This is a genomic window from Vibrio sp. 1580 (genome assembly GCF_033340055.1).
In genome coordinates, this window is record NZ_JAWOVT010000001.1 from 104,180 (window position 1) to 127,820 (window position 23,641).

The 23,641-nt window shown below is 46.1% G+C and carries 34 protein-coding genes; 12 read left to right on the forward strand and 22 right to left on the reverse strand.

Features of this window, described 5'->3' with window-relative positions; all coding sequences use genetic code 11:
- The first annotated feature begins 1 nt into the window (after position 1).
- Positions 2-313 (forward strand): stress response translation initiation inhibitor YciH, encoded by a 312-nt coding sequence (gene yciH / locus R7093_RS00445; RefSeq protein ID WP_005376292.1) that lies wholly within the window; start codon positions 2-4, stop codon positions 311-313.
- A gap of 222 nt (positions 314-535) precedes the next feature.
- Here yciH and R7093_RS00450 read toward each other — a convergent pair whose 3' ends face one another.
- Positions 536-904, reverse strand: coding sequence for a DUF3693 domain-containing protein (locus R7093_RS00450; protein WP_318146449.1), 369 nt, complete (start codon positions 902-904; stop codon positions 536-538).
- 200 nt (positions 905-1,104) lie between these two features.
- On the opposite strand from R7093_RS00450, the gene R7093_RS00455 reads away from it, so the two are divergent.
- The 8 genes from R7093_RS00455 (at position 1,105) to R7093_RS00490 (ending at position 8,788) form a co-directional block, all read left to right on the forward strand.
- Positions 1,105-1,386, forward strand: coding sequence for a hypothetical protein (locus R7093_RS00455; RefSeq protein WP_025787611.1), 282 nt, complete (start codon positions 1,105-1,107; stop codon positions 1,384-1,386).
- A complete protein-coding gene (locus R7093_RS00460; protein WP_176311556.1) occupies positions 1,379-3,409 on the forward strand; it encodes a replication endonuclease in 2,031 nt (676 codons plus the stop codon). The genes R7093_RS00455 and R7093_RS00460 overlap by 8 nt, the downstream gene beginning before the upstream one ends.
- 83 nt (positions 3,410-3,492) lie before the next feature.
- Positions 3,493-3,798 carry a hypothetical protein gene (locus R7093_RS00465; protein ID WP_005389159.1) on the forward strand — a complete coding sequence of 102 codons (306 nt, stop codon included), beginning with the start codon at positions 3,493-3,495 and terminating at the stop codon, positions 3,796-3,798.
- A gap of 270 nt (positions 3,799-4,068) precedes the next feature.
- The gene (locus tag R7093_RS00470; protein WP_021448020.1) at positions 4,069-4,332 is read left to right on the forward strand and encodes a major coat protein; all 264 of its coding nucleotides are present in this window, start codon (positions 4,069-4,071) and stop codon (positions 4,330-4,332) included.
- A gap of 70 nt (positions 4,333-4,402) precedes the next feature.
- Positions 4,403-5,986, forward strand: a complete 1,584-nt coding sequence (locus tag R7093_RS00475; protein WP_258515271.1) for a chemotaxis protein — start codon at positions 4,403-4,405, stop codon at positions 5,984-5,986.
- Positions 5,986-6,345, forward strand: a complete 360-nt coding sequence (locus tag R7093_RS00480) for a DUF5455 family protein (protein WP_012841818.1) — start codon at positions 5,986-5,988, stop codon at positions 6,343-6,345. The genes R7093_RS00475 and R7093_RS00480 overlap by 1 nt, the downstream gene beginning before the upstream one ends.
- Positions 6,345-7,418: a zonular occludens toxin domain-containing protein gene (locus R7093_RS00485; RefSeq protein WP_318146497.1), complete on the forward strand. Its 1,074-nt coding sequence runs from the start codon at positions 6,345-6,347 to the stop codon at positions 7,416-7,418. Before R7093_RS00480 ends, R7093_RS00485 begins: the two co-directional genes overlap by 1 nt.
- Positions 7,419-7,435: 17 nt before the next feature.
- The gene (locus tag R7093_RS00490; protein ID WP_005389156.1) at positions 7,436-8,788 is read left to right on the forward strand and encodes a secretin N-terminal domain-containing protein; all 1,353 of its coding nucleotides are present in this window, start codon (positions 7,436-7,438) and stop codon (positions 8,786-8,788) included.
- Between the two features lie 39 nt (positions 8,789-8,827).
- On the opposite strand, the gene R7093_RS00495 is transcribed toward R7093_RS00490, so the two are convergent.
- Entirely contained in the window at positions 8,828-9,487 is a 660-nt protein-coding gene (locus R7093_RS00495; RefSeq protein WP_176311560.1) for a DUF2726 domain-containing protein, read from the reverse strand.
- A 297-nt stretch (positions 9,488-9,784) separates the two neighbouring features.
- Between R7093_RS00495 and R7093_RS00500 the strand changes: the two genes are divergently transcribed.
- Both R7093_RS00500 and R7093_RS00505 read left to right on the forward strand, forming a co-directional pair.
- Entirely contained in the window at positions 9,785-10,600 is an 816-nt protein-coding gene (locus tag R7093_RS00500; RefSeq protein WP_318146450.1) for a DUF2971 domain-containing protein, read from the forward strand.
- A 20-nt stretch (positions 10,601-10,620) separates the two neighbouring features.
- Complete coding sequence (locus R7093_RS00505; RefSeq protein ID WP_318146451.1) at positions 10,621-10,836, forward strand: hypothetical protein; 216 nt, start codon at positions 10,621-10,623, stop codon at positions 10,834-10,836.
- A 32-nt stretch (positions 10,837-10,868) separates the two neighbouring features.
- Here R7093_RS00505 and R7093_RS00510 read toward each other — a convergent pair whose 3' ends face one another.
- A complete protein-coding gene (locus R7093_RS00510) occupies positions 10,869-11,234 on the reverse strand; it encodes a regulator (RefSeq protein ID WP_318146452.1) in 366 nt (121 codons plus the stop codon).
- Between the two features lie 328 nt (positions 11,235-11,562).
- Between R7093_RS00510 and R7093_RS00515 the strand changes: the two genes are divergently transcribed.
- A complete protein-coding gene (locus R7093_RS00515; protein ID WP_318146453.1) occupies positions 11,563-11,994 on the forward strand; it encodes a phage protein in 432 nt (143 codons plus the stop codon).
- Positions 11,995-12,000: 6 nt separating this feature from the next.
- Here R7093_RS00515 and R7093_RS00520 read toward each other — a convergent pair whose 3' ends face one another.
- From R7093_RS00520 to R7093_RS00610, 19 genes are all read right to left on the reverse strand, one after another.
- Positions 12,001-13,953, reverse strand: a complete 1,953-nt coding sequence (locus R7093_RS00520; protein WP_318146454.1) for an NACHT domain-containing protein — start codon at positions 13,951-13,953, stop codon at positions 12,001-12,003.
- A 246-nt stretch (positions 13,954-14,199) separates the two neighbouring features.
- Positions 14,200-15,264, reverse strand: a complete 1,065-nt coding sequence (locus R7093_RS00525) for a hypothetical protein (protein ID WP_213906441.1) — start codon at positions 15,262-15,264, stop codon at positions 14,200-14,202.
- Between the two features lie 12 nt (positions 15,265-15,276).
- Positions 15,277-15,456, reverse strand: coding sequence for a hypothetical protein (locus tag R7093_RS00530; protein WP_017636135.1), 180 nt, complete (start codon positions 15,454-15,456; stop codon positions 15,277-15,279).
- Positions 15,437-15,664, reverse strand: coding sequence for a hypothetical protein (locus tag R7093_RS00535; protein ID WP_318146455.1), 228 nt, complete (start codon positions 15,662-15,664; stop codon positions 15,437-15,439). The genes R7093_RS00530 and R7093_RS00535 overlap by 20 nt, the downstream gene beginning before the upstream one ends.
- A 13-nt stretch (positions 15,665-15,677) precedes the next feature.
- Positions 15,678-16,148 (reverse strand): structural protein, encoded by a 471-nt coding sequence (locus R7093_RS00540; RefSeq protein WP_318146456.1) that lies wholly within the window; start codon positions 16,146-16,148, stop codon positions 15,678-15,680.
- A 2-nt stretch (positions 16,149-16,150) separates the two neighbouring features.
- Positions 16,151-16,915 carry a hypothetical protein gene (locus R7093_RS00545; RefSeq protein WP_318146457.1) on the reverse strand — a complete coding sequence of 255 codons (765 nt, stop codon included), beginning with the start codon at positions 16,913-16,915 and terminating at the stop codon, positions 16,151-16,153.
- Positions 16,912-17,439, reverse strand: a complete 528-nt coding sequence (locus R7093_RS00550) for a hypothetical protein (protein ID WP_017636139.1) — start codon at positions 17,437-17,439, stop codon at positions 16,912-16,914. The genes R7093_RS00545 and R7093_RS00550 overlap by 4 nt, the downstream gene beginning before the upstream one ends.
- Entirely contained in the window at positions 17,440-17,826 is a 387-nt protein-coding gene (locus tag R7093_RS00555; RefSeq protein WP_031380915.1) for a hypothetical protein, read from the reverse strand.
- Positions 17,811-18,008, reverse strand: a complete 198-nt coding sequence (locus R7093_RS00560) for a hypothetical protein (protein ID WP_005457419.1) — start codon at positions 18,006-18,008, stop codon at positions 17,811-17,813. The genes R7093_RS00555 and R7093_RS00560 overlap by 16 nt, the downstream gene beginning before the upstream one ends.
- Positions 18,005-18,148, reverse strand: a complete 144-nt coding sequence (locus tag R7093_RS00565; protein ID WP_017636141.1) for a hypothetical protein — start codon at positions 18,146-18,148, stop codon at positions 18,005-18,007. The genes R7093_RS00560 and R7093_RS00565 overlap by 4 nt, the downstream gene beginning before the upstream one ends.
- Positions 18,148-18,456, reverse strand: a complete 309-nt coding sequence (locus tag R7093_RS00570; protein ID WP_025627790.1) for a hypothetical protein — start codon at positions 18,454-18,456, stop codon at positions 18,148-18,150. The genes R7093_RS00565 and R7093_RS00570 overlap by 1 nt, the downstream gene beginning before the upstream one ends.
- A 9-nt stretch (positions 18,457-18,465) precedes the next feature.
- Positions 18,466-19,293, reverse strand: a complete 828-nt coding sequence (locus R7093_RS00575; protein WP_205461039.1) for a major capsid protein P2 — start codon at positions 19,291-19,293, stop codon at positions 18,466-18,468.
- On the reverse strand, positions 19,293-19,421 hold the full coding sequence (locus R7093_RS00580; protein ID WP_005457441.1) for a hypothetical protein: 129 nt from the start codon (positions 19,419-19,421) through the stop codon (positions 19,293-19,295). Before R7093_RS00580 ends, R7093_RS00575 begins: the two co-directional genes overlap by 1 nt.
- A gap of 123 nt (positions 19,422-19,544) precedes the next feature.
- Entirely contained in the window at positions 19,545-20,303 is a 759-nt protein-coding gene (locus R7093_RS00585) for a hypothetical protein (protein ID WP_104971702.1), read from the reverse strand.
- Positions 20,275-20,730 carry a hypothetical protein gene (locus R7093_RS00590; protein WP_140094434.1) on the reverse strand — a complete coding sequence of 152 codons (456 nt, stop codon included), beginning with the start codon at positions 20,728-20,730 and terminating at the stop codon, positions 20,275-20,277. Before R7093_RS00590 ends, R7093_RS00585 begins: the two co-directional genes overlap by 29 nt.
- Positions 20,720-21,265 carry a hypothetical protein gene (locus tag R7093_RS00595; RefSeq protein WP_318146458.1) on the reverse strand — a complete coding sequence of 182 codons (546 nt, stop codon included), beginning with the start codon at positions 21,263-21,265 and terminating at the stop codon, positions 20,720-20,722. The genes R7093_RS00590 and R7093_RS00595 overlap by 11 nt, the downstream gene beginning before the upstream one ends.
- Positions 21,258-21,569 carry a hypothetical protein gene (locus R7093_RS00600; protein ID WP_005457413.1) on the reverse strand — a complete coding sequence of 104 codons (312 nt, stop codon included), beginning with the start codon at positions 21,567-21,569 and terminating at the stop codon, positions 21,258-21,260. The genes R7093_RS00595 and R7093_RS00600 overlap by 8 nt, the downstream gene beginning before the upstream one ends.
- A 3-nt stretch (positions 21,570-21,572) precedes the next feature.
- Positions 21,573-21,809 (reverse strand): hypothetical protein, encoded by a 237-nt coding sequence (locus R7093_RS00605; RefSeq protein ID WP_162564178.1) that lies wholly within the window; start codon positions 21,807-21,809, stop codon positions 21,573-21,575.
- The gene (locus R7093_RS00610; protein WP_318146459.1) at positions 21,784-23,640 is read right to left on the reverse strand and encodes a hypothetical protein; all 1,857 of its coding nucleotides are present in this window, start codon (positions 23,638-23,640) and stop codon (positions 21,784-21,786) included. The genes R7093_RS00605 and R7093_RS00610 overlap by 26 nt, the downstream gene beginning before the upstream one ends.
- Position 23,641 lies beyond the last annotated feature (1 nt).

Genomic DNA, 23,641 nt, shown 5'->3' on the forward strand with positions numbered 1-23,641 from the left:
AATGACTCTGGTATATTCAACAGAAACCGGTCGAATTAAACCGGAAGAAGAAAAAGTATCTCGCCCTAAAGGCGATGGTGTTGTTCGGATTCAGCGCCAAACGAAAGGCCGTAAAGGTAAAGGCGTATGCATTGTTACAGGTTTAGACTTGGATGATGCACCTTTAAAGTTATTAGCGGCAGAACTCAAAAAAGTCTGTGGCTGTGGTGGCTCTGTAAAAGATGGCAATATCGAGATTCAAGGTGATGCTAGAGACAAGATCAAGGCACATCTTGAAAAGAAAGGCATGACAGTCAAATTAGCCGGTGGCTAATTTAATATTTCCAGTAAACAAAAATGGCGTCTAAAGAAATAGACGCCATTTTTTATAAGTTGCTAATTGAAGAGCAAGCAATCGTAGATTGATAGATCGATATTAGCTATTTTATGGTAAATAACCATTATGTTTAATGCTCACCGTAAGGCCCTTAAATTTAAAATCTGCAGGGGAATAGGAGCATACTCAGACAACATTTAGCGTACGGCTATATGTGATTTAACATAATATACATAATGCGCACTGGTATAGGGGTTCCTGTGGACTTGCAATCACTAAGGCCAATCCAGCACAAGCCATTGAAATACTTGATAATCCAAGTCCGTTAAACTTTTTTCCTATGTTCTGCCATAGTGTCTGCGCTTCGTGCGTTTTTGCTTTATCCATCGCTAAGCCAATCAGAGCCTTTTCTTTGTCTTCACCAATAGCTTCAGCAATCATAAGTATTTGATTTTCATTGAGATAACTTCGACCTTTTCTTACTTCTGTGAGCATTTGAGGGCTTACACCTAGGTCATGAGCAATCTGCTTGTATTGAATGTAGTTCATTTGCTCTTTATAAGCATCAATGAGCTTGTTTGTGTACATTTCTGCTTTTCCTCTAATCACGCTATTGGATTGATTTTAGTCTTTTAGTACAGATTTTGCTGTGTTGACGATACAGAAATATCTGTATTTAATCGCTACAGAATTCACTGTATCAGACCGCCTTAGCTCTGGGCGTTTGCCCTTGACGCTTTCGCGCTTGGCTTTGGCGGTCGCTCTCTCAACTAGTCAAGGTGGTTGTTATGGAACGCGACAAAACATTTGAACTGTTATGTATGTTAGCTGGACTACTAGCTATCGCGTTTGTTTTCTATGGCCGCTCGAATTTCGAAGTTCCTGCGAGCACTTACGCTCAAGTTCAACGCTGGGTTGAAAAAGAGCCATCCGCTATTCCAATGCTTAACGAGTTCATGGCTGACGGCAAGCTTACACAAAACGAAGTTAGTGAGCTTCGTGTTTACGTGAAAGACGCACCAAAACGCGCTCTTATTTCAAAAACGGTTGAGGCTCAAAATAATGCGTGAACTTGTTATTGATTTGGCATCAGGTAAACAAGAATGGATTGATTTTGTTCCTGTCCATTCTTGGGCTTCATGTGAACACATTCCTGATAACTTATTCGACCATCGTTTTGAGTACGTCGACCACAGATTCACAACGCCTGAGGATTTCATTCCGTCGGCTGTGAAATCGGCAATGAGTGCGCCAATCTACTCACACGACCTGTCAGATTTTATTGAGCGCCCTACTTCTAACCCTTGTTTGGACTTGCCGAAATCATTACACCGTAACGGCGACTTCGCTCGACACATGACACGCGCTTACACCGACATCCTGAAAACACGCAACGCTTTAGAAGCTGTACGCGCAGTTAATGACGCTCACGACCGTTTGACTGAGCACGGCTACAGCTACGCGATGTCAGATGAGCAAATTACCAATCTAGCCAAGCGCAAATCACGCGACTTTTCTCGCGTGTTAAGTGCGATTCCTCTTGAAGAATCACAAGCGCGTTTTGATAAAGCGGTTCAGCTTCTTGATTCATTAGGCTTGGCATTCTCACCTGAGCAAATTCAATACGCAGAAAACAACTGTGAGCTTTTCGCTTTAGTGAACCGTGCACTTGATGAGCATTGGCTTGTTCGTCAACTGCGCCGTAAATGTGCTTACGAGGTTGAATGTGTTGCGCGTGATTTAGCGCTTGTTCAACGCCGTAAGCAAGTTTATTGCTCGGATTTCTCTCTAAGCCGTCAACGTGATCGCAATACGTCTAACCGTATCGCGCTAGAAAACACGATTGCTTACGATGAGGCTGACCCGTCTAACTACTTCACACTCAGTGAGCTATCCGCTAAGTCGGTTTCTAACGCTGAGATTCGCCGCGCTGAAATGTTCGTTCGTTTACGTGGTTTTGAGGAAATCGCTCAAGAATCGAATCACGATGCGGTGTTCTTCACTGTGACGGCTCCGTCTCGTTTTCACTCTGTTTCTAAAGGCGACATCAACCCGAAATGGCTTGAGGCTGGCAAGCCTGACGCGAAAGCAGCTCACGCTTACCTAATGGGCGTTTGGGCGAATCTTCGTAAGTCGATTGATAAGAGCAAAATCAAGGTTTACGGGATGCGTATTGTTGAGCCTCACCAAGACGGTACGCCACATCACCACTTGTTGCTTTTCATGGAAAAATCCGCACGCAAGTTTGTAACGTCTGAGTTTCGTCGTCTCGCTATGGCTGACTCGCCTGACGAAAAAGGCGCAAAGAAAGCCCGTTTCAAAGCCGAAGTTATCGACTGGTCGCAAGGTTCAGCTGTTGGTTATGTCGCTAAGTACCTGAGCAAAAACATCGACGGTCAGCACATTGATTCTGACAAAGGCTCGTCTTTGTCAGGCTCAGATGCGGCGGAACGTGTCGTAACTTGGGCGCGTGTGAATCAAATTCGTCAATTTCAATTTATTGGTGGTCCATCTGTCACGGTATGGCGTGAGCTTCGTCGTCTTCGTGATGAATTCAAAGAGGACGATGCTTTGTTTACAGATTTATCTCAAGACGAACACTTTCTATTAGAAAAGGTTCGCCGCTCTGCTGATGAGGGCGACTGGAAAGCGTTTTGTTACGCAATGGGCGGTGTGTTCGTTAAGCGCAAAGACCAACCAGTAAAAGCGGAATATTCCGTTTCAACCTCTATCGAAAAACTGATTGCTTCGGGCGGTGAATACTCATCGACTCGCTACGGCGATATGGCTCAAGCACGTTTGAATGGCTTGATGTTCCATAAGATTTTTATCGCGACTCGCTTCCGTACTTGGAAGACCGAGAACAAAGAGCAATTCATCCGTGCTCAACAAGGCATCATGTCTAACGTGGTCGATTACTTCGACGCGCTAGAACGTGAAAAAGAATACGAGCGTATGTATGACGACCTTTACGAGCAATACGAAAAACACCTAGCGCTCTATGACGAAATGGAAGCGCTGTTGCTCACCGACCCTCAGGAAATTAATGCGTCGTGTTGGGTGGGCGCAGCCCCGCCCGACATGATGCATTAATTTCCCTTGGACTTGTGTCAATAACTGTCATTTCAATTTTCAACTAACCAACAACGTAAAAATAAGGGCAAAACACTATGAGAATGGAAGGTTTAATTCTAGATGTTTCGGACATCGTTCAAGAAACCAAAACAGACCGTAACGGCGAACAAAAGCAAAACGGCAAGCTGCGTCTTATCACGACCAACCCAACAGACACTATTGAAGTGCGTGTGTCTCCTGAGCTTTGGGAAAACGGCAAGGCTGGCGAACTGCTCAAGCGTTGTGTGGGTAATCGCATGATGTTTGATGTGGAACACAAGAAATTCAGCTTTGGTAACGATGAGGGTAAACACGTCTCTATCGACGGTTTCCACCTCTACGCCCTACCTCAATTAAACGAAAAGTAAGGGTTAAATCATGACCGAGACGCAATTTGCAGAGCTAATGGCTCGACTCGATAACTTTCAGTTAATGGTGTTCTTAGGCATTTGTTTCTTGCTAGTTGCGCTCGGTTGGATGGTCGGAGGACAAAGATAAATGCTGTCATCAGAGTTCATGCTCGGCTGTTTCGCGACAGCCTTTATCCTTGGCTTCTCGATTGGCTTCCACATTCTTGGATTCAAGAAAGCGGCTGAGGTTTCAACTTCTTCATAAACCATAACATAGGAAATAAGACTATGGAAAAGCAAAGCAAAGTACGCGCAGCAATGGCTAAGGCTGGCGCAGTAGTAACAGCAAAACGTGCGGCATTTGGTGGTGCACTTCTCATGGCAGCATCTTCTGCCAATGCAGCACTTCCAGAAGTGGCAACACAAGCCTTTAGCACGCTGGCAAGTTACGTCACTGAAATGCTCACCTCGACATGGGGCATCGCCGTGCCAATGACGGTCGGCTTCATCGGCATCAAGCTATTCAAGAAAGGTGCAAACAAAGCAACGTAATTCTAACGACTGCTTTATACACCCATTGGTCAACGCCTCCGAATGGGGGCGTTTTTTATGAGGAAAATAAATGAGTATTAAACAAAGCATTGCGTCACTGGTTATTTTGCTGAGTGTTTCGTTTAATGCTTTTGCTTCTGATTATTTGAAAATTACCCAAACTGGCAACAACTCACATTTAGTTACTGGTTGTACTGGTATTTCTGTTGGGTCTGTAGTTGCTTTTGGCTCTCGCTCTTTGGGTAATAGTTACAATGGTGGCACTTGTACTCAATTGTCGGTTGGTACATCTGGAGTCAGTGTTTCTTGGAAATATGGTAGTAAAACCCATAATGGTTATATGTACGGCTCCTTGGTTTCATCTTGTCCTGATGGTGAACAGCTAAACCCTGACACTGGCAAGTGTGAAGAACCGCCTCCTCCACCTTTCTGTAGTCGTCCCGATACAATTCAGCAAATGAGTGACTACTCTCAATCATGTTCGGCAAAAGGACCTGGTTATCAAGCCAATATCATCTGTCGGGATGAGGATGAGTATCTTGATATGAGTTGTCCACCTCCTACTGAGCAATGTACCCCTGATTCATCTGATTGGCCTGCATGTAAAGACCCAGAGCCTGAAGAATGTACACCTGATTCGCCGGACTGGGACCCTAGGTACGGTACGTGCTGTAGACCAGAAAACAACTGGTGTGACACACCTGAACCCGAATCTTGTGTTATTGGTGGTCCTAATTGGCCAGCGTGTGCGACTGATACCGATATCGACCCTCCAACAGGCGGTGATTTGGGCGACCCTGATAAACCAAGTGGTGGCGGTACTGGTAATCCTGACCCAGATAAACCTGAGCCTGATGTCGATAATACGAGTGATACCCTCGCCGCTATTAAATCCATGAATAGTGATTTGAATGCACAGCTAACTGGCATCAATAACGACATGAACAAGAATCAGGCGGAAACTAAGTCCGCTCTTGATGCGCTCAAGGCGTCGGTTGATTTGAATACCGATACCGTTGTCGATAATGCAAACCATGTAGCGAATGCGATTCAAGGTCAGTCCGATATGTTGTCTGATATTGGCAACAATACAAACCGGTTGCTGACTTCGGCGAACAACCAGTTAAGTAATGGTTTTGGTCAACTGTCTAGTGACCTTGGAGATTTGCAGCAAACCAACCAACAAGGGTTTGATGAGCTTTCGGATAAGCTCGACGATTTAAAACCATGTGTACCTACTCCTGAGAATAGATTCTGTGAAAGCCCTCATGGATTGGATAGTAACTTTGTTGGTGATGCACTAACTCAAGCGGATTCGATTGTTTCCGGTGCTTTAGGCTCTTATGAATCGACGGTTGTTGGTGCGGCAAATGATTTGCTTGAAAAGAATATTACGGCTGAATCTGAGGCGCATATTACTGCGGTCTCTGATTCATTCCTTAACTTGCTTCCACAACCTAGCGAATGTATGCGGCTTTCTTTGCCAACACTCAATGGTGGGAACGTTTCAATCTCTTGTGAGTTCTCTCATAAGTTGAAAATGATCCTCTCTATTCTGATTTACATCTACACGATTAAGACGCTTGTTGAAATCCTGCTGACTGAGGTCACGCCTGTACCAAGTAACAAGCCAGGTTCAGGGAGATATTACTAATGATTCAGCTATTACCTATTGTTTCAGGCATTAGTGCGGCGTTGCGTTTACCTGCTTTGGTCGCGTTTATAGCACAAATAGCGACGACTCTGTTTGGTTGGTTCTTTATCGCCAAGGCGCGCAACGTCACGATTAACTTGGTGATTATTACCTTATTGATTGGGCTTACACTCGCGCTCACTCTTGCCATTTATACGCTTGCCACTGGGCTTTCTTACGTCACGCCCCCGTTTTGGTCACAAGCGGCGGGCATGTTTATCCCAAATAATGCAATTCCTTGCGTGAGTGCGATTTACTCGGCGCGTCTGCTGCGTTGGGTGTGGGAGTGGAAGTTCTACGCGATTGTGAGGGCGGCGTAATGGCATCGGTCTACTTTGTCACGGGTAAGCTCGGCTCAGGCAAAACGCTAACAGCAGTCGGTAAGATTCGCGAGGCGTTTATGCGCGGTGTGCCTGTAGCGACAAACCTCGATATCAACTTGAAAGAAATGCTTGGACGCCATAAGCGCAATACTCGCCTTTATCGTCTGCCGGACAAGCCTCAGGTAGAAGATTTGATGGTGATTGGCTCAGCAAACAAGAGCTATGACACCAAAAAAGACGGTTTGATTGTGCTCGATGAGTGCGGAACGTGGTTTAACTCGCGCACATGGAACGACAAGAATCGACAAAAGTTAATTGATCACCTTTTGCATATTCGAAAGCTTGGATGGGATGTGATTTTCATCGTTCAAGACATTTCGATTGTTGATAAACAAGCGCGTCTTGCACTGGCTGAACACACCGTGTTTTGTCGTCGTTTAGACCGTCTTCAAGTCCCTATTATCTCGACGGCGGTATCCGTTCTGACGCTCGGTCAACTCAAGTTAAAAATGCCCAAGTTGCACGTTGGCATTGTGAAGTATGGTGACAACGCGAACTCGCTCACTGTCGATAAATGGATGCTTTGGGGCACGGACTTATACAGCTCTTACGACACTAAGCAGATGTTTAGAAACAACTATGAGGACGGCGTTTTTTCAGTATTGCCGCCCTATTATACCCATGGACGTTACACTGTCCCGTATACGTTGAGAAATATCATGCGCATTACGAAAATCTATCTCCGTAAATACTCTCGATTCAGTGTGTTTGCGGCAGGTGTTGCCGTCTCGTTTGCGGTGTTCACCTTAGTTGGCACACCGAACATATCGACGGAACCCGAAACGGCTCAAGCCTCGGAGCATCGCGAGTCATTGAGTGACTTGCTCGACGGCTATCGAATCGAATCGTCAATGAATCCCCCAAACGTAGCCCCGTCTTTTGTGCTCGTTAAGGACGATGTGCGTCTGTCGTCGTCGCAACTATACGCAAAGGGCTTTACGGCTCAATCTAACGGCTCTTGCTCCATTACGGTTAGCGGCAACGGTCAATCATTCAAAGTTATGTGCTAGGGAATAAGGTGCGCTTTATGTCATGGATAATCGCAAAACTCACAGCTTGTCTTTCAAAAAAACAAAAAAAATCTTATTGTGCCGGAGGCTTATTATCAGCGCTCTCGTTGCTCACTATGCGCTGTGGTAAAGTTGAGAAACAAACTACGGCTTGTTCCAACTTTTCCACATCCAGCATTACCACCTTTCTGCTCGCGTGCACCCTGCTCAGCTCCCCTTCTTTTGCTGCAAGCTCTGCGCCTTTTGAGGCAAAGAACACACCGATTGGAGACTTTGCATCGTGGTTCTCGGTTCATACTGGGAATACGGTGGTGCTCGGTCAAGGTGTTACTGGTGAGGTCAGCTTTACCGCACCGGATTTGAAAGATGAGGACTATCCAGCCTTTTTCCTTTCGGTGCTTCGTGCGCATGGTTACGAGCTTACGCATGACCACGGCGTTTTTACCATCATTGCTGACGCCAACAAAGTGGAGACGTTCGAACCCTCTCAAGTGAAGCTGTACTTCTTTGAGAATGTTCGAAATACCAAGGTCGTTGATTTGATTTCCTCGATGCTTGCTGCAACGCAGAATCAAACACTGAACAACAAAGCGATTAAGAATTACAAGGTTGAGGTACTACCGACCACAAACAGCATTATCGTGACTGGCTCTGAGAACCAATTGAAGCACATTGATGTGCTCATCAAAGGAATTGATAGACCACAAAAGCAAGTCTTTATCGAAGCGGTAATTACCGAAACTGAGTTAGGTGACTCTCAGGAAGTTGGTGTAAATATGGACTTGGCACTGAGCGAGGCTGGCTTTGTTTCGCAGCCTACCGCAATTAAGAAAGCCGTTGATAACCTGCTGTTCTATGAGGGCGGCGATTTTAACGCGCTGATTAAAGCCGTGTCTAAGAATCAGAATACTAAGCTCTTATCACGACCAAACATGTTCATTATGGACAGGGAGCGCGGTTATATCACGGTTGGTCAGAACGTGCCGTTCCTCACTTCATCTGAGGTAACTGACGGCGGTAATCGAGTCCAGCAAATTGAACGTAAGGATGTGGGTGTATCACTTGAGGTAGTACCGCATGTGATTGGTGATCATGTTGTGTTGCAGATAATGCAAAAATCCGATTCGGTAACGGATTCCTCTATCGCATCCGATATCATCACCAATACCCGAACACTGCAAACAGTGGTCAAGGTCAAAGACCGCCAAACGATCTCTTTAGGTGGCTTGATTTCTCAAGAGCAGCGAGACTCGGTAAGCGGTGTGCCTGTCTTGATGGATGTGCCTTTGCTTGGTGCTCTATTCCGGTCAGAAAAGACCAATACGGTAGATAAAGAACTTAAAGTAACGATAAGAACCACGATACTTTGAGTTAAAAGAAAAGCCGAACAATTGCTGTTCGGCTCTGCTTTAGCTGTACTGTAATACGCTTTCCAATTCTCTACACTTTATTATCGTGTCACGTTCTAATACGGTTGCGATATGTGTTTTGTCATAAGAGCTTCTAGCTTCAAACCGAAGCAACGGATGGTGTCCGTTAAGTGCATTGTTTACGTATATATCTCGTTCTTGTCTCTTCTTCTGTCTATGAGATGAGTCATCTAGCTCGATGACCGCCAAGACTTTTGTGTCTCTATCCGTTATTACATAGTCCATTCTTTTAGCCCAAGTTCGAGAGTTATCTTTAAAATTGGTCGGTTGAACCAATGCCATCAATGAAACTTGACTATGAATCACGTATTCATCAGGTATAAGCTCCTGCAACACTTTATAGAATCGGCGCTCTGTCTTGGTGGCTAAGAATGTACTTTTCTTGTGAGGTACAGAATTAGTTTTATTGCCAATCTTCGGTAAAGGTACTTCGACTATCTTTGGGGTCTTTTCTACAACTTTGGGTTCAAAAGAATGCACGCTGTTCGGCCTTCTAACTGCTGCGCCTTGTTCCCATTCGTTAAGCCTACGTTTAGGTTTCTTACCTTTCTTTGTGAATAGATACACAATACACGCTAAGGATATAAGTATCAGTAATTCAGGCACTTTCCGTTCCTCACTCATAAAAAATGAGTGCATGGTAGCATATCGTTTTTGTTCGGTGTGTTATTGAAATCAGCTTTTATGTGCCCCTGTAGTGTATTACGGGGGTAAATTCCCTTTTACACTGAACTATCAGGGGTACTCTTCTAAGAGACTTTGATTGCTTTCTCTGAGAGTTAAGGTGATGTCGCATTATTATACAATCAGCTAATGAGAGCCTTTATTTATAAATAATCACACACAGTAACAGGTTGTATACCGAGGGTTAAAAATGCATCATCTTTAAACGGACGTAATCCGTCTTGTTAATCGTTGCTATCAGAGGGGAACAATTTGATTCTATATAAATATATGTCGTTTAAAGCTGCATGTTCGGTAATTGAAAACTCTTCAATAGGCTTTTCATGTTTAGAAGATCTTAATGACCCATTTGAGTGTACTTCTTTTGGGTTTGAGCAACATAGCGACACTCTAATAAATGCAAATACAGCAACAAGAGCGTGTCAAAATAGGTTCTCTAGACAATATGGTGTGCTGTCATTAACGAGACAACCTTTAAACTCACTTATGTGGTCGCATTACGGAGATCAACATCAAGGGGTAGTCATTGGTATTGACGTTGAGGCAGCTGGCCTATCTGATAAAACCGCTTGCATTATTCCCAGTCAATATGGAGAAATAGTATATTCAGCAACCAAACCACATAACAATTTGCCAGCTCCAACTTCGGAAGAGCTAATGAGTATAGGAAATGATATTAAGTTTAACTCAGACGCTTTCAATTTGGTTAAAAGAGCCTTTTTATATAAATCAGTAGAATGGGCTTATGAAGAGGAAGTTCGTGTTGTTAAGGATATAAGCGGTTTACCATTTAGTTATCATTTTGGCGAAGGTCGCCATGGCAACTGGAAGAAAATAATGCTTTCTAAACGACCACTATACTGCTTTGACGTCCCTCGAAGCTCCATAAAAGAAGTATACCTTGGCTCTCACGTCCGTAAGAATGTCTCTAAAAAAGAAGATTTTTCACAAGTTGAGTACGACAGCATCATTGAATCATGGAGACGTAAAGACCTTAAACTCTTTAAATGCGTACCTGATATTCACTCATGGAATTTGACAGCCCATTCTTTACCTTTTCAACAATAATAGAGCCTTTGGAGAATGCTATGAAAACAAATATCTTAGGACTATACGAAACATCAGACGGAAAAGTTTACGAAGTTGTTGAATACATTGAGCAAATTCCTTTTCGTGATCTCAAGTCGGGCCAATATACATACCGCGACGGTAAGAAAGATTACAAAACCACATGTGGTGTAGATATAAATAAGGTTGGTGAAAATTTTATGACGTTATCAAAAGGTCCATTAACTAAACTGTAAATATCATAAAGGCTCCACTCGGAGCCTTTTTATTACACCATTGTTTTTAGGGCACGTGCATACTTCAAGATTTGGTGAGCAATCTTAATATCATTTGAAGCCCCTAATTCTAGTAAAGCTACCCCAATCAATACTTGCTGCGCAGTAACCAACTGTCCTGTTGGAAGCTCTAATCGATCATGCCTCATTACGAAGTTTTCCCAATCTTCACAAGAGCTCAATTCCCTACCCTTATTCATCCTCATCAAGCGTTTACACTCTGGCGGAATAGATTTCCCCTTATCCCATTCTTTGACAGTTCTCACAGTTTTTAAACAAAGTTTGGCAGCTTCTTCGACGGTTAAACCACATTCAAATTCACGAAAAATATAGTTTTTAGTCATTTCGTGATACTTCATTGAATTGTCCCTCAAAAGAGAGACATTTTATAGGATACGCATATGCAAACGTATTCAACATAAGCGCCCATAATGCGCACTAAGGGGTAATTTGTTAACAAAGGCTAACTCTTTGATTAAGCGTTTCATAAGTGTCTGATAACCAAGCCGTAATTTTTTATTTTGTCGATTTCTATAACGCAAGTTACTTGTACTATTCGTGACGTTCGTTTTGTGCAATCAACGAAAAGCCACTAAAACCCTGACCGCCACATAATGTCGCGTTCGGTAACGCCCAAAACAACAAGAAAAATATTTTTAGTCAGTTATTCAATATGCGAGCGTTGTCATGTTTCACGAATCATTCCGCACACTCTTTTGGCGTGAGTTTACCTCTATCAAGCAAGGCGCTGAATATTTTCATGTATCTAAACCGACGATTACCCGTTGGCTCGATGGCACTGTTCCGGTTAATCCGATGGCGGAAAAACTTCTACTTATCAAATCACTTGGCTATTTGCCTAATGATGTTCGTTGGTCTGGTTTTCGAGTTTGCGAGCAGCGTGCTGTGTTAATCACACCATCTGGTCGTGAGTTCAGTCCTAAAGAATTGGAAAGCTTTGTATTCTGGCGTGACGAACACCGTCAGTTTGTGGAAATGTACGGACACTTTGAGTGTCCCAAGGTTTATCCTGCTAAAGAAAACGTCTTACCGTTTCGTGGCGGCCGTCGAATGAAAGCCGCCAAATGGATACCATCCAAAACAAGGTCAAAGACTTAATACAAACTATAGGTCAAAGTCTAAATTAAGAATTTCAGAAACCTCATCTGAACGCATTGCAATGGGCTTGTAAACATCTTTATAGAAGTCCATTACATGACGCTCTATCTCTTCAACTAAGTCATCATACACACCAAGATATATAAACGTTTCCTTCATCGGAAGTCTATAAAGTGTTCCATCTAAGGTTAATAAATCTCTATCCTTTTCAGATAATAACTCGCCTCTACTACTTTTTTCAGTATTCTTACTATTTATCTCTTTAGAGGATATTGCAATTTCTTTGACGAAAGATAACGGTAGTCCAGTAAATGATTCATCCATTTTACAAGTATGGTTTATCATTCGACAAGCGTTAAAAAGTTTAGCTTCTAATTGGCTGTCTTCATTTCTGGGCTTATTTGATAGCACTGCCATAGATACAATAACATTATTGTGAGTAAGACTTGAAAAACTAATTTGATAACCTATATCCTCTCCTTTATTTACCTTTACACCTATTTGTTTATTTTCAAAAACCGAATCAACAAATTTAGCAAGCACCCTGTTATTATCAATCCCTTCTAGCTTGTCAATTTCATATTTTTTAAAGTGTTCAATTAAAAGTAATAACTCGAAATCATTTTTATCAATTTCTCTCAAAAAGTAAATCACATTATCAAATTTGTCTTCTTTCTCAATTAAGTCTGAGATTTTCTTGTAGAACAACTTTTTATGCTCATGCCTTAATTTGCTAATAAATTTAGCAGCATGAAATTCCTGGACGGATTTATGTAAAAAAACGTAACGGTCATAACCATCTTTTTGAATTAAACAGGTGATATTTATAATATCTTGCTTAATATTTTCCAATTCTGAGTTGTCTATGTCGTTATACTTTAAGGAGAATTCTAGATTTTCCACCAAACTGCTGTCGTCAAACTCTAATTTATTCTTGCTTAGGCTATTAAAACACAGTGCGTCAAAGATGTTATTAGCTACTGGTGCTGAAATGTTAGAATACTTTTCTCGATTAAAGTTCTTAATCTTATCGTGCCTACTATATAATGTAAGAAATAACTTATTGTAGAAATCCACTACATTTTCAGGCACTACATCCAAATATGGATAACAAACATATAATAAATTAACAAGAATTGGACTAACCAAAGTTAATTGCAAGTTGATGTTGTTATTTATCAACTCTACCAGTTCTGGACATTCATTATTCTTGTCTAGTTTTCTTAATATTTCTGTAATTTCATACAAACCTAACCTTTCAACCTTCAAGTTTGTGATATTTGTTTCATGGCACACTTCAGTGTCAGGACGGCTGGTTACTATAACACTACAATTATATCTACTCTTTATTGAATTTATTTCATTCAACATTCGCCTTCTGTTATTATTGGCTATTTCATCAAACCCATCCAAAAGAAGAATAATATTATTTGATTGAAGCAAAATTTCAACAGAACCCTCATCCACCTTAAGTCCAATATCTTTAAGGCTCTCTTTCAGGTATTCAATTATTCCACTTTCATCAACTCTCCTTAGTTCAATAAAAAAAGGAAACTTGTTTTGCTTTTTTATTTCTTCTAAGAATAACTTCCTAAGGATGGTGCTTTTACCTTGACCAGCAATACCTATTATGTTGATAATTCTACTGAACTCTAGTGTAAATCCGTCTTTAACCTTTAATCTATCTTTATTCGAAGTTACCTCTAATGTCAGCGGCGTATAAACTTCATCAATATAAACATCAGATTCAGCGCTATGTAGTGTCCTCATTTTAAGGTGCTTGGATACATACTTTTCCACATACCTTCCTGCGGCTCCATCTTGTGAAAGTTGTTGGAGTATTGTCCTACCTTCTTCAAGATCTTTTGTCCAATTGCCTGCTAGAAGCTTCTTGGTAAAATGAGTAATCATTTCTTTTAAGGCAACGTTTGCTCCAAGACTAACGAGCTCTGCTTCCATCTGAGTTCTCCATGATTTAAGACGTAAGCAGTGAGTATATGCCCAATAATCATATAGTAACAACAAAAAAGCCGAACCCCATCGCTAAGGGTTCGGCTTTTTTAGGCTTCTGCTTTGGTGGCATTCGTTTGAAGCCTGTCGAGGTCAATCGACCCGCCAAAAGTATCGGCTCCCTACTCGCTGTGTAAATCGTCATTAGTAACGCTTCGAACCAGTTCGCAAGGTTTAAGCCTTAGCTTTCATCGCTTACACTAGCGGCGGCGCGACATCGAAAAAGTTCATGTATAGGTTTTGGCTAAAGAAGCCGCGAACCTGCGCGTTTGCCGTTGAGCTCACCATGCCAATGTTCGACATCGTGACGGTGCCATCATCGCCCAAGCTGAAATCGGTGTCCCGCGCTTGGAATTCAAACTCAAAGCCTTGGTTGCCCATGATGATAAACGACAGGTGTTTATCAATTGGGTAACAGCCCTCAACGCAAGGTAGGAAAAAGGTTGGGTCTGCTTTTGAGAACTTCTTGGTGATAATGAACTCTTTCCCGATGCCTTGATTGGTGTAATTGAGTTTTGGCACTTGTCCGGCTTTACCGTAGTACACCCCTGCACCCTCCACGGACAACACACCCCGCGCGGCGCTTTCGATGAAAAACGCACGTTTACGATAGTTAATGGTCGCGCCACCTTCGGCCAGACTTGGGATTTCAAGCCAGAACTCTTTTACGTCGTACAAACCCGCCGGAAGTTCAATGGTGCGTGACGCTCGGATACTGGTTGCGTTGCCGTCTCCGTCCAAATCGCAAATACCAAAGCGAATCTTTTGCGGGCCACCTGCCTGACAACAACGCACGTAGGCGTAATAGTTTTGCTCGCCATCTTCAATCAACGTTGGTGTATCAAACTCTTGGAACAACACCGCATTGGCACCGTTACCCGTCATGCCAAGACCACCAAACATAACGGCATTACCATCCTTGTTTTGGTGCAGGTCGGCTTTGCTATATCGGCCGGATTTCACTTTGCAATAGCTGATACTGCCGCCGTGTTGAACCTCAATGCTCCACGATGGACAAATGGGTTTTGCAATGCCTTTCATGAAGTTAAAAGACTTGGCTTTGTCTACCGCATGCCCATACAAAATATCATTCGAAAGCGTTGCGCTGTAATACTCCGCAAAGCTTGGGTTTCGCAATAGGTTGTCAGGCGCATTGCCAGCAAGCGCCACTTCTGCCATTGCGCGCTCTAGGTAGTCGGCAATGTGCTCGACTTTTTTATCCGTGCTTCCCGTTGGAAGCGGTTTAACTGAATCTGTCATGATAAATACTCTTTAATCTGTCTGTTTGGCCGTGAGCACCAACACGCTTTCGCGTACATCTTGCAGCCCTTGGGTAAGCTGTTTATTGATGGCGATTTGGTACTTCAGATTCATGCCGATAAGCACAAACATGACCAGCGACTCGGACGAAAACCCCAGACCCGATAAGGCGTTAATAAGGGCGTTTTCCATCCAAGTCCCCTACTTTTTTGCTTGGTTTCCACTTGTCCGGCAGCGACTCATACGCACCAATCACAGCGGGAATGGCTAAGCCAACCGCGCCGCCAAAATTCACGCCCGTGTCAGTCAGCTCCACGCTGAATAAATGGCCGTAGCCCGTCGCCGCCGCGATAACCGAACCAAGCAGTGTTAAGCCTTTTAATGTTGAACGTTCAAACATGTTGTGTTTCTCCCTAAACCAGATTGACGCCTTTCAACACCGTGTCTTTGCTGTAGTGGCGACCCACTTCCATGATGCTCATCGCGTGAAGCACTTCGACCAATAACGGCTTGTTGTTCACCAAATCAATACGCTCATCCATACCCACACCAACGCGCCCCGCGACAAAGCGTGCATAGTTGGCCGTGTGGTTTTCGTTTGGTGGTGCAAAGCGGTGAATGATTTCCGTTAAAGTGTGCAGCTCATGACGGCGCTGATAGTTACGCAGCAAAATGGCGCCCGCACGAAAGCCCCATTCGGGCGCTTGAAAGGTTTCAAAGGCTTTGTCACGTGACGGCGTCACCTTGCCTTGCCATGCATTTGGTGCAATGCGAATGTTAAGCGGGTTATTAATGCGAATCCCGCGAACGCTTGATGTGGTTGATGTCGTCATGGTGAACGCTCCAATTCCAAAAACAAAAATAATTAAGATAAACAACGGCATGGTTACACCTCCAACAGTGTGACGCTGTCACCCTCCGCGCCCGTTAAGGTCATGTCGGCCGTGCTTTCAATGGTGATGCGCTCGCCCGCTTCCAGTTCAAACGCATCAATGAACACCGAGGCGGTGTTGGCTTTCGCTGCCTTAATCGTGATGGCGTTACGCGTGGCGTTTTGCGCAATGTTGTGCGGGAACACGCTCACCGCTTCGGTGATGAGGTTGCGACTGACTTGCGCATCGACGTTGACCACTTGCGTTGCTTCGAGCGTGACCGCGGGCAGTGCAGACACTTCCACCGATGGCAACGATTGAACCGTCACGGGTTGCGGCGCTTTGAACTCAACAGGCGGTAACGTCGTGACGCCGAGCTGTTGATTCGCTGCGATTTTCACAGCAGGCAGTTGATTCACCGCCAGTTGTTGATTGGGCGCGATTTCTACCGCGGGTAAGTGTTCCACCGTCACCCCTGGCATGCGCTCAATCACCACATTCGGCAGTGCTTGCACGACCACGCTTTGACCCTCAACGGGCGGCGTGAACATCCCAAAACCAAACTGGATTTCAATCTGGTTATCGGTGCGGCTTGAGATAAGCAAACGCCCAAGGTGTTTACCCTCGCCCACGTTAAACACCGACGACTTGCCAAGCGTGACGCGTTCACCAGACGATTCGCGATAGACTTCAATCTCAGCTTGCGCCGATTTCAGATACAGCCAATTGCCATCAGGCGTCAGCGGGATGGCTTGACCCGCTAGTAGTTGCGTGTTCATCGTTTTTTCACCATTACGTAGCCAAGCACCAACACAAGCACAATCGCGAGAACGACCATCATCTTGCTTGTTTCGACTTGCCCGCCGTCCTGTTTGAATTTCGCCAAGTCCATCATGGCTTGCAGGTTCTTCGAGTTCTGCGCCGCTTGATTGCCCGCCAGTCCCGCCAACATATCGAGGTTTTCACTGTTGGTTGAGGCGTACGTTGCCAAGGAATCGCCCGCAAAATCGGCCACTTCATCAATGGCGGTTTCGGCAATGTCGTGCGTGGTGTCCATCGCTTCAAGTGAAATGCGCTCATTGCTGTTGAGCATTTCGCCGCCAAACGCAAAGGCTTCATCAAACGCCTTTTCGCCAAGCTCCATGGCGGCATTCACTGCGCCGTGGTCGGTCATGGTGGTGTTGATGGTCGAGTTGTTCACCCCCGAAATCGCCACACCGAGGTTATCGCCACTAATGGCATTCTGACCGCTGACGTTAGTGGTGTTACTGGTATTACTCGATTTTGATTTAGAACTACCCATCTACTGCACTCCCAAATCCAAACGAATAAAGTCACCGTCTTGCTTGGCGGTGACGCCAATTGAGCGCACCAAGCGGGCGACGCCTTGAAACGCCGTATCCGCAGATAACGATTGCATCCCCGCGGCTTTGACGACATTAACCAGTTGTTTGATGCCCGAACGCAGACCGCGACCCGCGACGCCCCACAAAAAGTAGTTATCCCCATCACGCTCACCCGCAATGATGAGATCATTTTCATTGCTGATTAGGCGATACAGACTCACGCGGCCATCCTTGACCGCTTTGCACAATTCAACGTACGCATCAGGGCAAGCGCGAAACGCGGGCTTGAGTTCACCAAGCGCACGTTTCGATTGCGTCACGACTTCAATTACTTCTTTTTCCATAGCAACACCGCCGCAATCACAATCACTACAAGAATCATCAACGTGGTGGAATTGCCGCCGCCCATGTTGATATTGCCTACCGAGAGGCTGCCACTTGATTCACCATCGGCACCGCTGACCGCGGGACCACCGTTGGCGCTAATTGGCATCGAGCCGGAATTGCCTAAAAGCCCACCAATCATAATTTGAATCCTTTCTTGTACAGGACATAACACACCAGAAGCAGACCGAGCACCCATCCGATGCGGTCAAACCCGCCCGAGACTTTGATGCCCGCCCATACGCCCACCGCACCTGCAATCAGGTATGGAATAAACGGCATTACTTCTTCCCCTTAGCGACGTAGAACATCGCCAATAACAACAGTACGAACAGCATTCCCATCATCAGGTGCGTGGTGGTCACCCCCGCAAACGCGGAGGTGTACACAGGCTCACCCGTGGGTTGTTGGTAGTCGTTATTGTGCTTTCGCTGTTCATCTGGATTGCTGGACTCGACGCGTTGAGCTTCGTTCTCAATCTTCACGCCGAGCCAGTCTTTTCCCAAGTCGGTGACGTCGGTCATCAGCTCGCCGCCCGTTTCTAAGACGCCATCCCAAATGGAACCCCACATGCTTTGCTCTTGCGCCATAACGCCCCCTTACTGCGCGGTAGGCACCGCCACTTGTTCGATGGCTTCAATCAGCACCGGAATACTACCCGCCGCCGTTTTTTCCACTTCAAACGCTAGTTGTTTCATGGCCGCCGTTGGTAAACGTGCTTCGCTACCAAAACCGCAACGCGTGAAGTCCATCGAGAAGAAGCCCGCATTCTGCTCACGACCTGCCGCGGCTAAGTCGTAGGCGTTATCGGCCTTGTTGACGTTGAGCTCTTCACGTTCATCACGCAGGACGCGAACGCGTTCAATCGTGTTGTCTTTGAGGTGCAAACGCTTGATAGACAGCGCCGCGCTACGCTCGGCAAAGTCAAACGGTGTGCGACCACTTGATGCGGCGTACCATGTTTGGGAATAGATGCGCGGCATGTAGATACGTTGGCTTTGCGCCGCCGTGGTATGAGCACGAGCGCGAATCATTGGTGCCGCGGCACCCGCTTTGGCTTTTAGCTGGATGTACATGAACCAGATTTCGCCTTGCAGCGTCACAAGCTCACCTGTACGGATACCCAGTTTGGTACGCATCGACAAATCCGAGAAGTTCAACACGTAGCGACCCGCTTGCACGTATTCTTTCTTGTGCTCTTGCAAATCGAACAGGTCTTGACCCGTCACGTTGACGATTTCACGGCCGTTCACTTTCACTGTGATGCGCTCAATGTCTGCCGCATCGAGAATGTCCGTCACCAGTTCAATGTTTTGGTAAGTTGGACCCGATACCAAGCGCAGTGTGGCTTGGTTGCCCCAGTTCACACCCTCAACAGGGTCAAGCTCACGTGGACGCGGGTTAAAAGGTTGTTTTAGTGCTTCCATTAGAACCACCCATTTTCGCCGTTAAGAGTTTCACGCACTGGGTTCAGCACGCTGATGTTGTTGATAGCGGCAATCACGATTAACGTGATAATCAGTGCCATCAATAGGTTTTTGTGTTGCTGTTTCATGTTGTCCCTTTCGGTTGTACACGGTTAAAAAGTGATTTCATGAAACAGGGATTTGAGAGGAAGCGAAAGCGGGCGCAACCTATAGGTTAAGTGATTAACCTATAGGTTGAATGAGCGTTGAAATTAACGGTGAATGGTGCCCGTCAGGCAGTTAAATGAGGACTTTTCCACATTGCCGATACCATCCCGAACCAATAAATATTCGGCAATCGGCTTGCCAATCGCGGCTTTGTTGTTTTTGGCTGACTTCAAGCCCGCCAAGGTATCGACGCACAAGCCTTTTTTATCGGCGAGCCATCGCGCATCGGCCATCGAATTCACCGCACCAATCCACCAAACAGGCGATTGCTCGGTGACGGTCTTGGGCACTTCCTGCCCACGTTGGAAAATCGAATGCAGCACAAGCCCATATTGACGCCCACCGCGCCATAATTCGCCCGCTTTGCCTTTGAGTTTGCCGGACGTTTCCACGCAGCTTGCAAGCTCTTCGATGATCACATGCAGTTGTTTGGCGTCGCCATTACCCACCGCCCACACCGCCGCACTGAAGAACTCCAATTCTTCCGAGCAAGCCCCATCTTTGGGGATGTACGCTAACTTGAACGACTTGCCGCGTTTACGTGCCATCACCAACGCTTTGACAAACGCCACTCGCGAGTTGGTTTCAAGGCATTGTTGGCCGCGAAATTTCGCCCCCGCGTAGTTGCGGTAAGGGTCAAAAAAAACCGCTTGCGCGGCTTTGGGCACTAACCCCAAGTGCTTAACGGCGGAGGTTTTACCCCCGCCCGTGCCCGCCACATAGATGACATGCTCGGCATCGTGTGACGGGTTGGAGTTGACCGGATTGGGGAATTTAAGCGGCGTCTTTTTCTTTTTGCTCACGCTGTTTTTCCTCCTCTATCGCTAATAGCTCTTTTTGATACGCCATGGTTTTCTTGGCACTGTAGACCAGAGACAGCACGGCCAAGCCTAAAACGGCTTCTTGCATGTAATCCCCAAACATCGACGACACGCTGTCACTGTGCTTTTCCAACACAGGCAACGCCGCATCAATCACCGCCGCTTTGCCTTTTTCGTCAAACTCAAAATCGACACCGGAAATAATCGACGTGGCTTGTTCGGCAATGGTGAACAGTACCGACAACGCGCCCTCGAACATTTCACCCGCGGGTTGGTGGTTGTCGTCGTTGGCGGCTTCGGTTGGTAAGTCGGTTAGTTCGCTGACTTCGGTTTGCTCCAGTCCACTGATAACCGCCGAAAAGTCGCCCCAATCGTCCAGTTCTGGTTGGTTTTCAATTTCATCCTGCATTGATTGGCTCTCCCTGTTCGGTGTCTGGTTCGGTTGGTTTCTTGGTTGGCATCAGTTGACGAATTGCCCAAATCAGCAAGGCGACAAAGGCTATCCCCGCTAAGACTTTTTTAACCGGAAATGGCGGCTTTTTAACGGGCGTTGGTGCGGGCTCCGGTTCGGTTACTTGCTCGCTTTCAACGCTTGGCGCTTCCACTGGTTCATCAGCCGTAATGCTAGGCATATCAGTGCTTGCAACGGTTTCGGGTACTGGTTCAACCGTTGGCGATTCGGCCTCAATTGTGACGGTGTCACTCACTTCTAGCTGTTCAACCGAGTCAACCATGTTGGTTTCTACAAAAGCGTTAATGCTCTTGCTCATTGGGCTGTTGCCACAGCTCGGACACTTATAATAAAGCAATCCTAAGTTGCGCCCGTTTTTGGTTGGCTCGCCCTCAGCAATGAGCTTGCCCTCACCGACGCGATGCACGGTTGAGGGACTTTGGCAAACGGGGCACGATACGTGCCCGCGAATTGGGTTGGGATGTTTACTCATCGGCGGCCGCCTCGACTGTTTCCAATTGCTGCATGTTGCCTTTTACACAACCACGATATTTTTCACGCACCTTGTTATTGAGCTTGGTAAGCTGCTCGATTTGGTCGAACAGCGTCGGATTTAACCCGAACGCTTCAAGCGAGAAATTACCCGTCATGAGCATCTTGCTTGCACGTTTGATAATCGCGTTGGTGTCCATGTTTTTGAACTGGCTCAACTCCTTTTCCACACTGGCGTTGAGTTTGTCGGCCGCATCGAGCGCGGCCATTGCTTGCTGACATTCTTTGAGAGATAGCATTTCCATTGTTTAAGCCTCGGCTAGTTCTTCATCGGTGTTCGGTTTGTTCTGAATCTGTTTATTGACTTCCTTCATCCAGACCAACATGAGACGCCAAAACACGCCGCCTTTGCTGCGCTTTACTTCGGCTTCCATTTCTTGGGTGATTTTGTCGATGTTGCTCATTGGGTTGTCCTTACCTAGTTGCTGAAATCGTTGTCGCAAGCAATGCCCAAACGGGCTAATGAACGTAGTGGCAATAATCATGGTAAATCGCCATGTCATTGCTCTTGATTATGTTGATGTCCGGCTCTGGCGGCCGCTCTTGTGCTAACTGATTTTTCCAGTCGGCTTGTCGTAGTTGAAATCGTTCAAACTGTTCTTTGTAAAGGTCGGTGGCGTCGTCACGAGTTAACGTCAAATCATTACCATCACGCTCGGCGGTACACTTCATCGACCAACCACGCGCTCCGCGCGCCCAATACAAAAACGCCCCCGCCCTGTGTTTCGATTTTTCGCCCTCAAACACGATAGAAAATTGGTTTAAGCTACTGGCGAATGTGCCGCGGCTCTTGATTTGGTTGCGAATCTGGCGTGCTTCGTGGTCTAACTTCTTAATCAGATGGTTAAGCTTTTGCACGGCACCGTGATTGCCTTGTTTGCGGTTGATGTCGATAGCGCGAATCGCGTCTTGCTTTTTGGTTTCTTTGCGTCGGATTTCTCGCTGCATTGGCTTGCGCCATTGTTCCAACATGTAACCGCACTCTTTGATGATGCCCGTCATGTTGTCCACTTCGAACGATGCCAACACATCCCAATCAGGGGCACGGCTACAGCGTGCGATGTTGTAGCGGTTGCCTTTTATCAGCCCTTGGTCGGCGTTATCGCCCTTGGCCGCATAACCCACGGCTTTGATGAGATAGCCCGCTGCCGCTTCGCTGAATTTGATTTTCTCCAGATGTGCCATGCCATTGCCCCAAAGCTGCTCGATGCGGTTCGCCCATCCTGCAAAGTGGTGCCGTTCCACTCGCCAGTTCAGCAGCACATGCACATGAGGGTTAGGCTCGCCATCTTCATTAGCCGGAGATTCCGCGACCCAAATGTAATGAAAATCAAACGGGTTGGCGGTTGGTCCATGAATTTCTTTAACGTGCTTGATGCCGTCGTCATCTTTCCAAGCAGCTTTAAGCGGGCGGCCAATTCGGCCATTCACTTTGACTTTGTCACCGTCTAACCCAAGTGACCCCGCCTCGCTTGCGGAATATTCAAACCCGCGTTGGTACATTTTCTTGAGGCCATTTAGAAAACGGGATACCTCGGCACCAATCGTGGTTTGGATTGGGCAATATGGCAGCCCCTCATCCGTGACCGCTTCGCCACCAAAAATGCGGTCGCGTTGCTTTTGAGTAAAAGTCAGGGTGAGAAACGTGCTGAATCCACCGTGACACGCGGCGACATAAGCGCCCGATTCAAAGATTTTCTTTACAGCGCGTGGGTTTAGCTTGTCAGTGAAACGCTCACCACTTTGCGGCGCGGGTGCTTCGGACGGGCTTGGGTGGTATTTCACCTGCATTTTCATCTGTTGCGCCCAACCACGGGACATCAAATACGCTCGGCTAGTGCCAATCGGTTGCCATTCGAGGCGGTTGTTTTCGTTACGAATCCAACCTGTTTGCGCTTGTGAGCGTGCCCGATATTCATCGGTCACGTTGTCGCCACAAAACGATTTCGTTTTATGGCGCGGCGGCAGACGTCGAGAGCGTGTCATCAAGCGGTCTATCTGCTTGCGTTTTCCGTGTCCGACTTTTGCGCCCTTTGACGAGCCTAGTCTTTTCTGGACTTCGTCCAGCGCTTCGCGCCCAAGTTCAGCACTTTTTAAGGTGCGTAAATGGTGGATTTGGTCAAACGATTTGAACTTTTGCAGTTCACTTTCCATCCAATCACGGTTTGGAGCACTAAAAAAACCGCTTTCGACAGCGGCAATGTTTTTCTCGGTAACGGTAACGTCTTGCGCTAACGCCGTAATAAAGCCCACATCATGCGGGCTTAAAAGTTGGGTAAACTCACGCGGCGGTTGGACGTCATAAAGATGCTTCATG

Excerpts from the sequence above, each read along its gene's own strand:
- yciH (WP_005376292.1), top strand. The coding sequence starts at position 2 with ATGACTCTGGTATATTCAACAGAAACCGGTCGAATTAAACCGGAAGAA.
- R7093_RS00450 (WP_318146449.1), bottom strand. The coding sequence starts at position 904 with ATGTACACAAACAAGCTCATTGATGCTTATAAAGAGCAAATGAACTAC.
- R7093_RS00455 (WP_025787611.1), top strand. The coding sequence starts at position 1,105 with ATGGAACGCGACAAAACATTTGAACTGTTATGTATGTTAGCTGGACTA.
- R7093_RS00460 (WP_176311556.1), top strand. The coding sequence starts at position 1,379 with ATGCGTGAACTTGTTATTGATTTGGCATCAGGTAAACAAGAATGGATT.
- R7093_RS00465 (WP_005389159.1), top strand. The coding sequence starts at position 3,493 with ATGGAAGGTTTAATTCTAGATGTTTCGGACATCGTTCAAGAAACCAAA.
- R7093_RS00470 (WP_021448020.1), top strand. The coding sequence starts at position 4,069 with ATGGAAAAGCAAAGCAAAGTACGCGCAGCAATGGCTAAGGCTGGCGCA.
- R7093_RS00475 (WP_258515271.1), top strand. The coding sequence starts at position 4,403 with ATGAGTATTAAACAAAGCATTGCGTCACTGGTTATTTTGCTGAGTGTT.
- R7093_RS00480 (WP_012841818.1), top strand. The coding sequence starts at position 5,986 with ATGATTCAGCTATTACCTATTGTTTCAGGCATTAGTGCGGCGTTGCGT.
- R7093_RS00485 (WP_318146497.1), top strand. The coding sequence starts at position 6,345 with ATGGCATCGGTCTACTTTGTCACGGGTAAGCTCGGCTCAGGCAAAACG.
- R7093_RS00490 (WP_005389156.1), top strand. The coding sequence starts at position 7,436 with ATGTCATGGATAATCGCAAAACTCACAGCTTGTCTTTCAAAAAAACAA.
- R7093_RS00495 (WP_176311560.1), bottom strand. The coding sequence starts at position 9,487 with ATGCACTCATTTTTTATGAGTGAGGAACGGAAAGTGCCTGAATTACTG.
- R7093_RS00505 (WP_318146451.1), top strand. The coding sequence starts at position 10,621 with ATGAAAACAAATATCTTAGGACTATACGAAACATCAGACGGAAAAGTT.
- R7093_RS00510 (WP_318146452.1), bottom strand. The coding sequence starts at position 11,234 with ATGAAGTATCACGAAATGACTAAAAACTATATTTTTCGTGAATTTGAA.
- R7093_RS00515 (WP_318146453.1), top strand. The coding sequence starts at position 11,563 with ATGTTTCACGAATCATTCCGCACACTCTTTTGGCGTGAGTTTACCTCT.
- R7093_RS00520 (WP_318146454.1), bottom strand. The coding sequence starts at position 13,953 with ATGGAAGCAGAGCTCGTTAGTCTTGGAGCAAACGTTGCCTTAAAAGAA.
- R7093_RS00525 (WP_213906441.1), bottom strand. The coding sequence starts at position 15,264 with ATGACAGATTCAGTTAAACCGCTTCCAACGGGAAGCACGGATAAAAAA.
- R7093_RS00530 (WP_017636135.1), bottom strand. The coding sequence starts at position 15,456 with ATGGAAAACGCCCTTATTAACGCCTTATCGGGTCTGGGGTTTTCGTCC.
- R7093_RS00535 (WP_318146455.1), bottom strand. The coding sequence starts at position 15,664 with ATGTTTGAACGTTCAACATTAAAAGGCTTAACACTGCTTGGTTCGGTT.
- R7093_RS00540 (WP_318146456.1), bottom strand. The coding sequence starts at position 16,148 with ATGCCGTTGTTTATCTTAATTATTTTTGTTTTTGGAATTGGAGCGTTC.
- R7093_RS00545 (WP_318146457.1), bottom strand. The coding sequence starts at position 16,915 with ATGAACACGCAACTACTAGCGGGTCAAGCCATCCCGCTGACGCCTGAT.
- R7093_RS00550 (WP_017636139.1), bottom strand. The coding sequence starts at position 17,439 with ATGGGTAGTTCTAAATCAAAATCGAGTAATACCAGTAACACCACTAAC.
- R7093_RS00555 (WP_031380915.1), bottom strand. The coding sequence starts at position 17,826 with ATGGAAAAAGAAGTAATTGAAGTCGTGACGCAATCGAAACGTGCGCTT.
- R7093_RS00560 (WP_005457419.1), bottom strand. The coding sequence starts at position 18,008 with ATGATTGGTGGGCTTTTAGGCAATTCCGGCTCGATGCCAATTAGCGCC.
- R7093_RS00565 (WP_017636141.1), bottom strand. The coding sequence starts at position 18,148 with ATGCCGTTTATTCCATACCTGATTGCAGGTGCGGTGGGCGTATGGGCG.
- R7093_RS00570 (WP_025627790.1), bottom strand. The coding sequence starts at position 18,456 with ATGGCGCAAGAGCAAAGCATGTGGGGTTCCATTTGGGATGGCGTCTTA.
- R7093_RS00575 (WP_205461039.1), bottom strand. The coding sequence starts at position 19,293 with ATGGAAGCACTAAAACAACCTTTTAACCCGCGTCCACGTGAGCTTGAC.
- R7093_RS00580 (WP_005457441.1), bottom strand. The coding sequence starts at position 19,421 with ATGAAACAGCAACACAAAAACCTATTGATGGCACTGATTATCACGTTA.
- R7093_RS00590 (WP_140094434.1), bottom strand. The coding sequence starts at position 20,730 with ATGCAGGATGAAATTGAAAACCAACCAGAACTGGACGATTGGGGCGAC.
- R7093_RS00595 (WP_318146458.1), bottom strand. The coding sequence starts at position 21,265 with ATGAGTAAACATCCCAACCCAATTCGCGGGCACGTATCGTGCCCCGTT.
- R7093_RS00600 (WP_005457413.1), bottom strand. The coding sequence starts at position 21,569 with ATGGAAATGCTATCTCTCAAAGAATGTCAGCAAGCAATGGCCGCGCTC.
- R7093_RS00605 (WP_162564178.1), bottom strand. The coding sequence starts at position 21,809 with ATGATTATTGCCACTACGTTCATTAGCCCGTTTGGGCATTGCTTGCGA.
- R7093_RS00610 (WP_318146459.1), bottom strand. The coding sequence starts at position 23,640 with ATGAAGCATCTTTATGACGTCCAACCGCCGCGTGAGTTTACCCAACTT.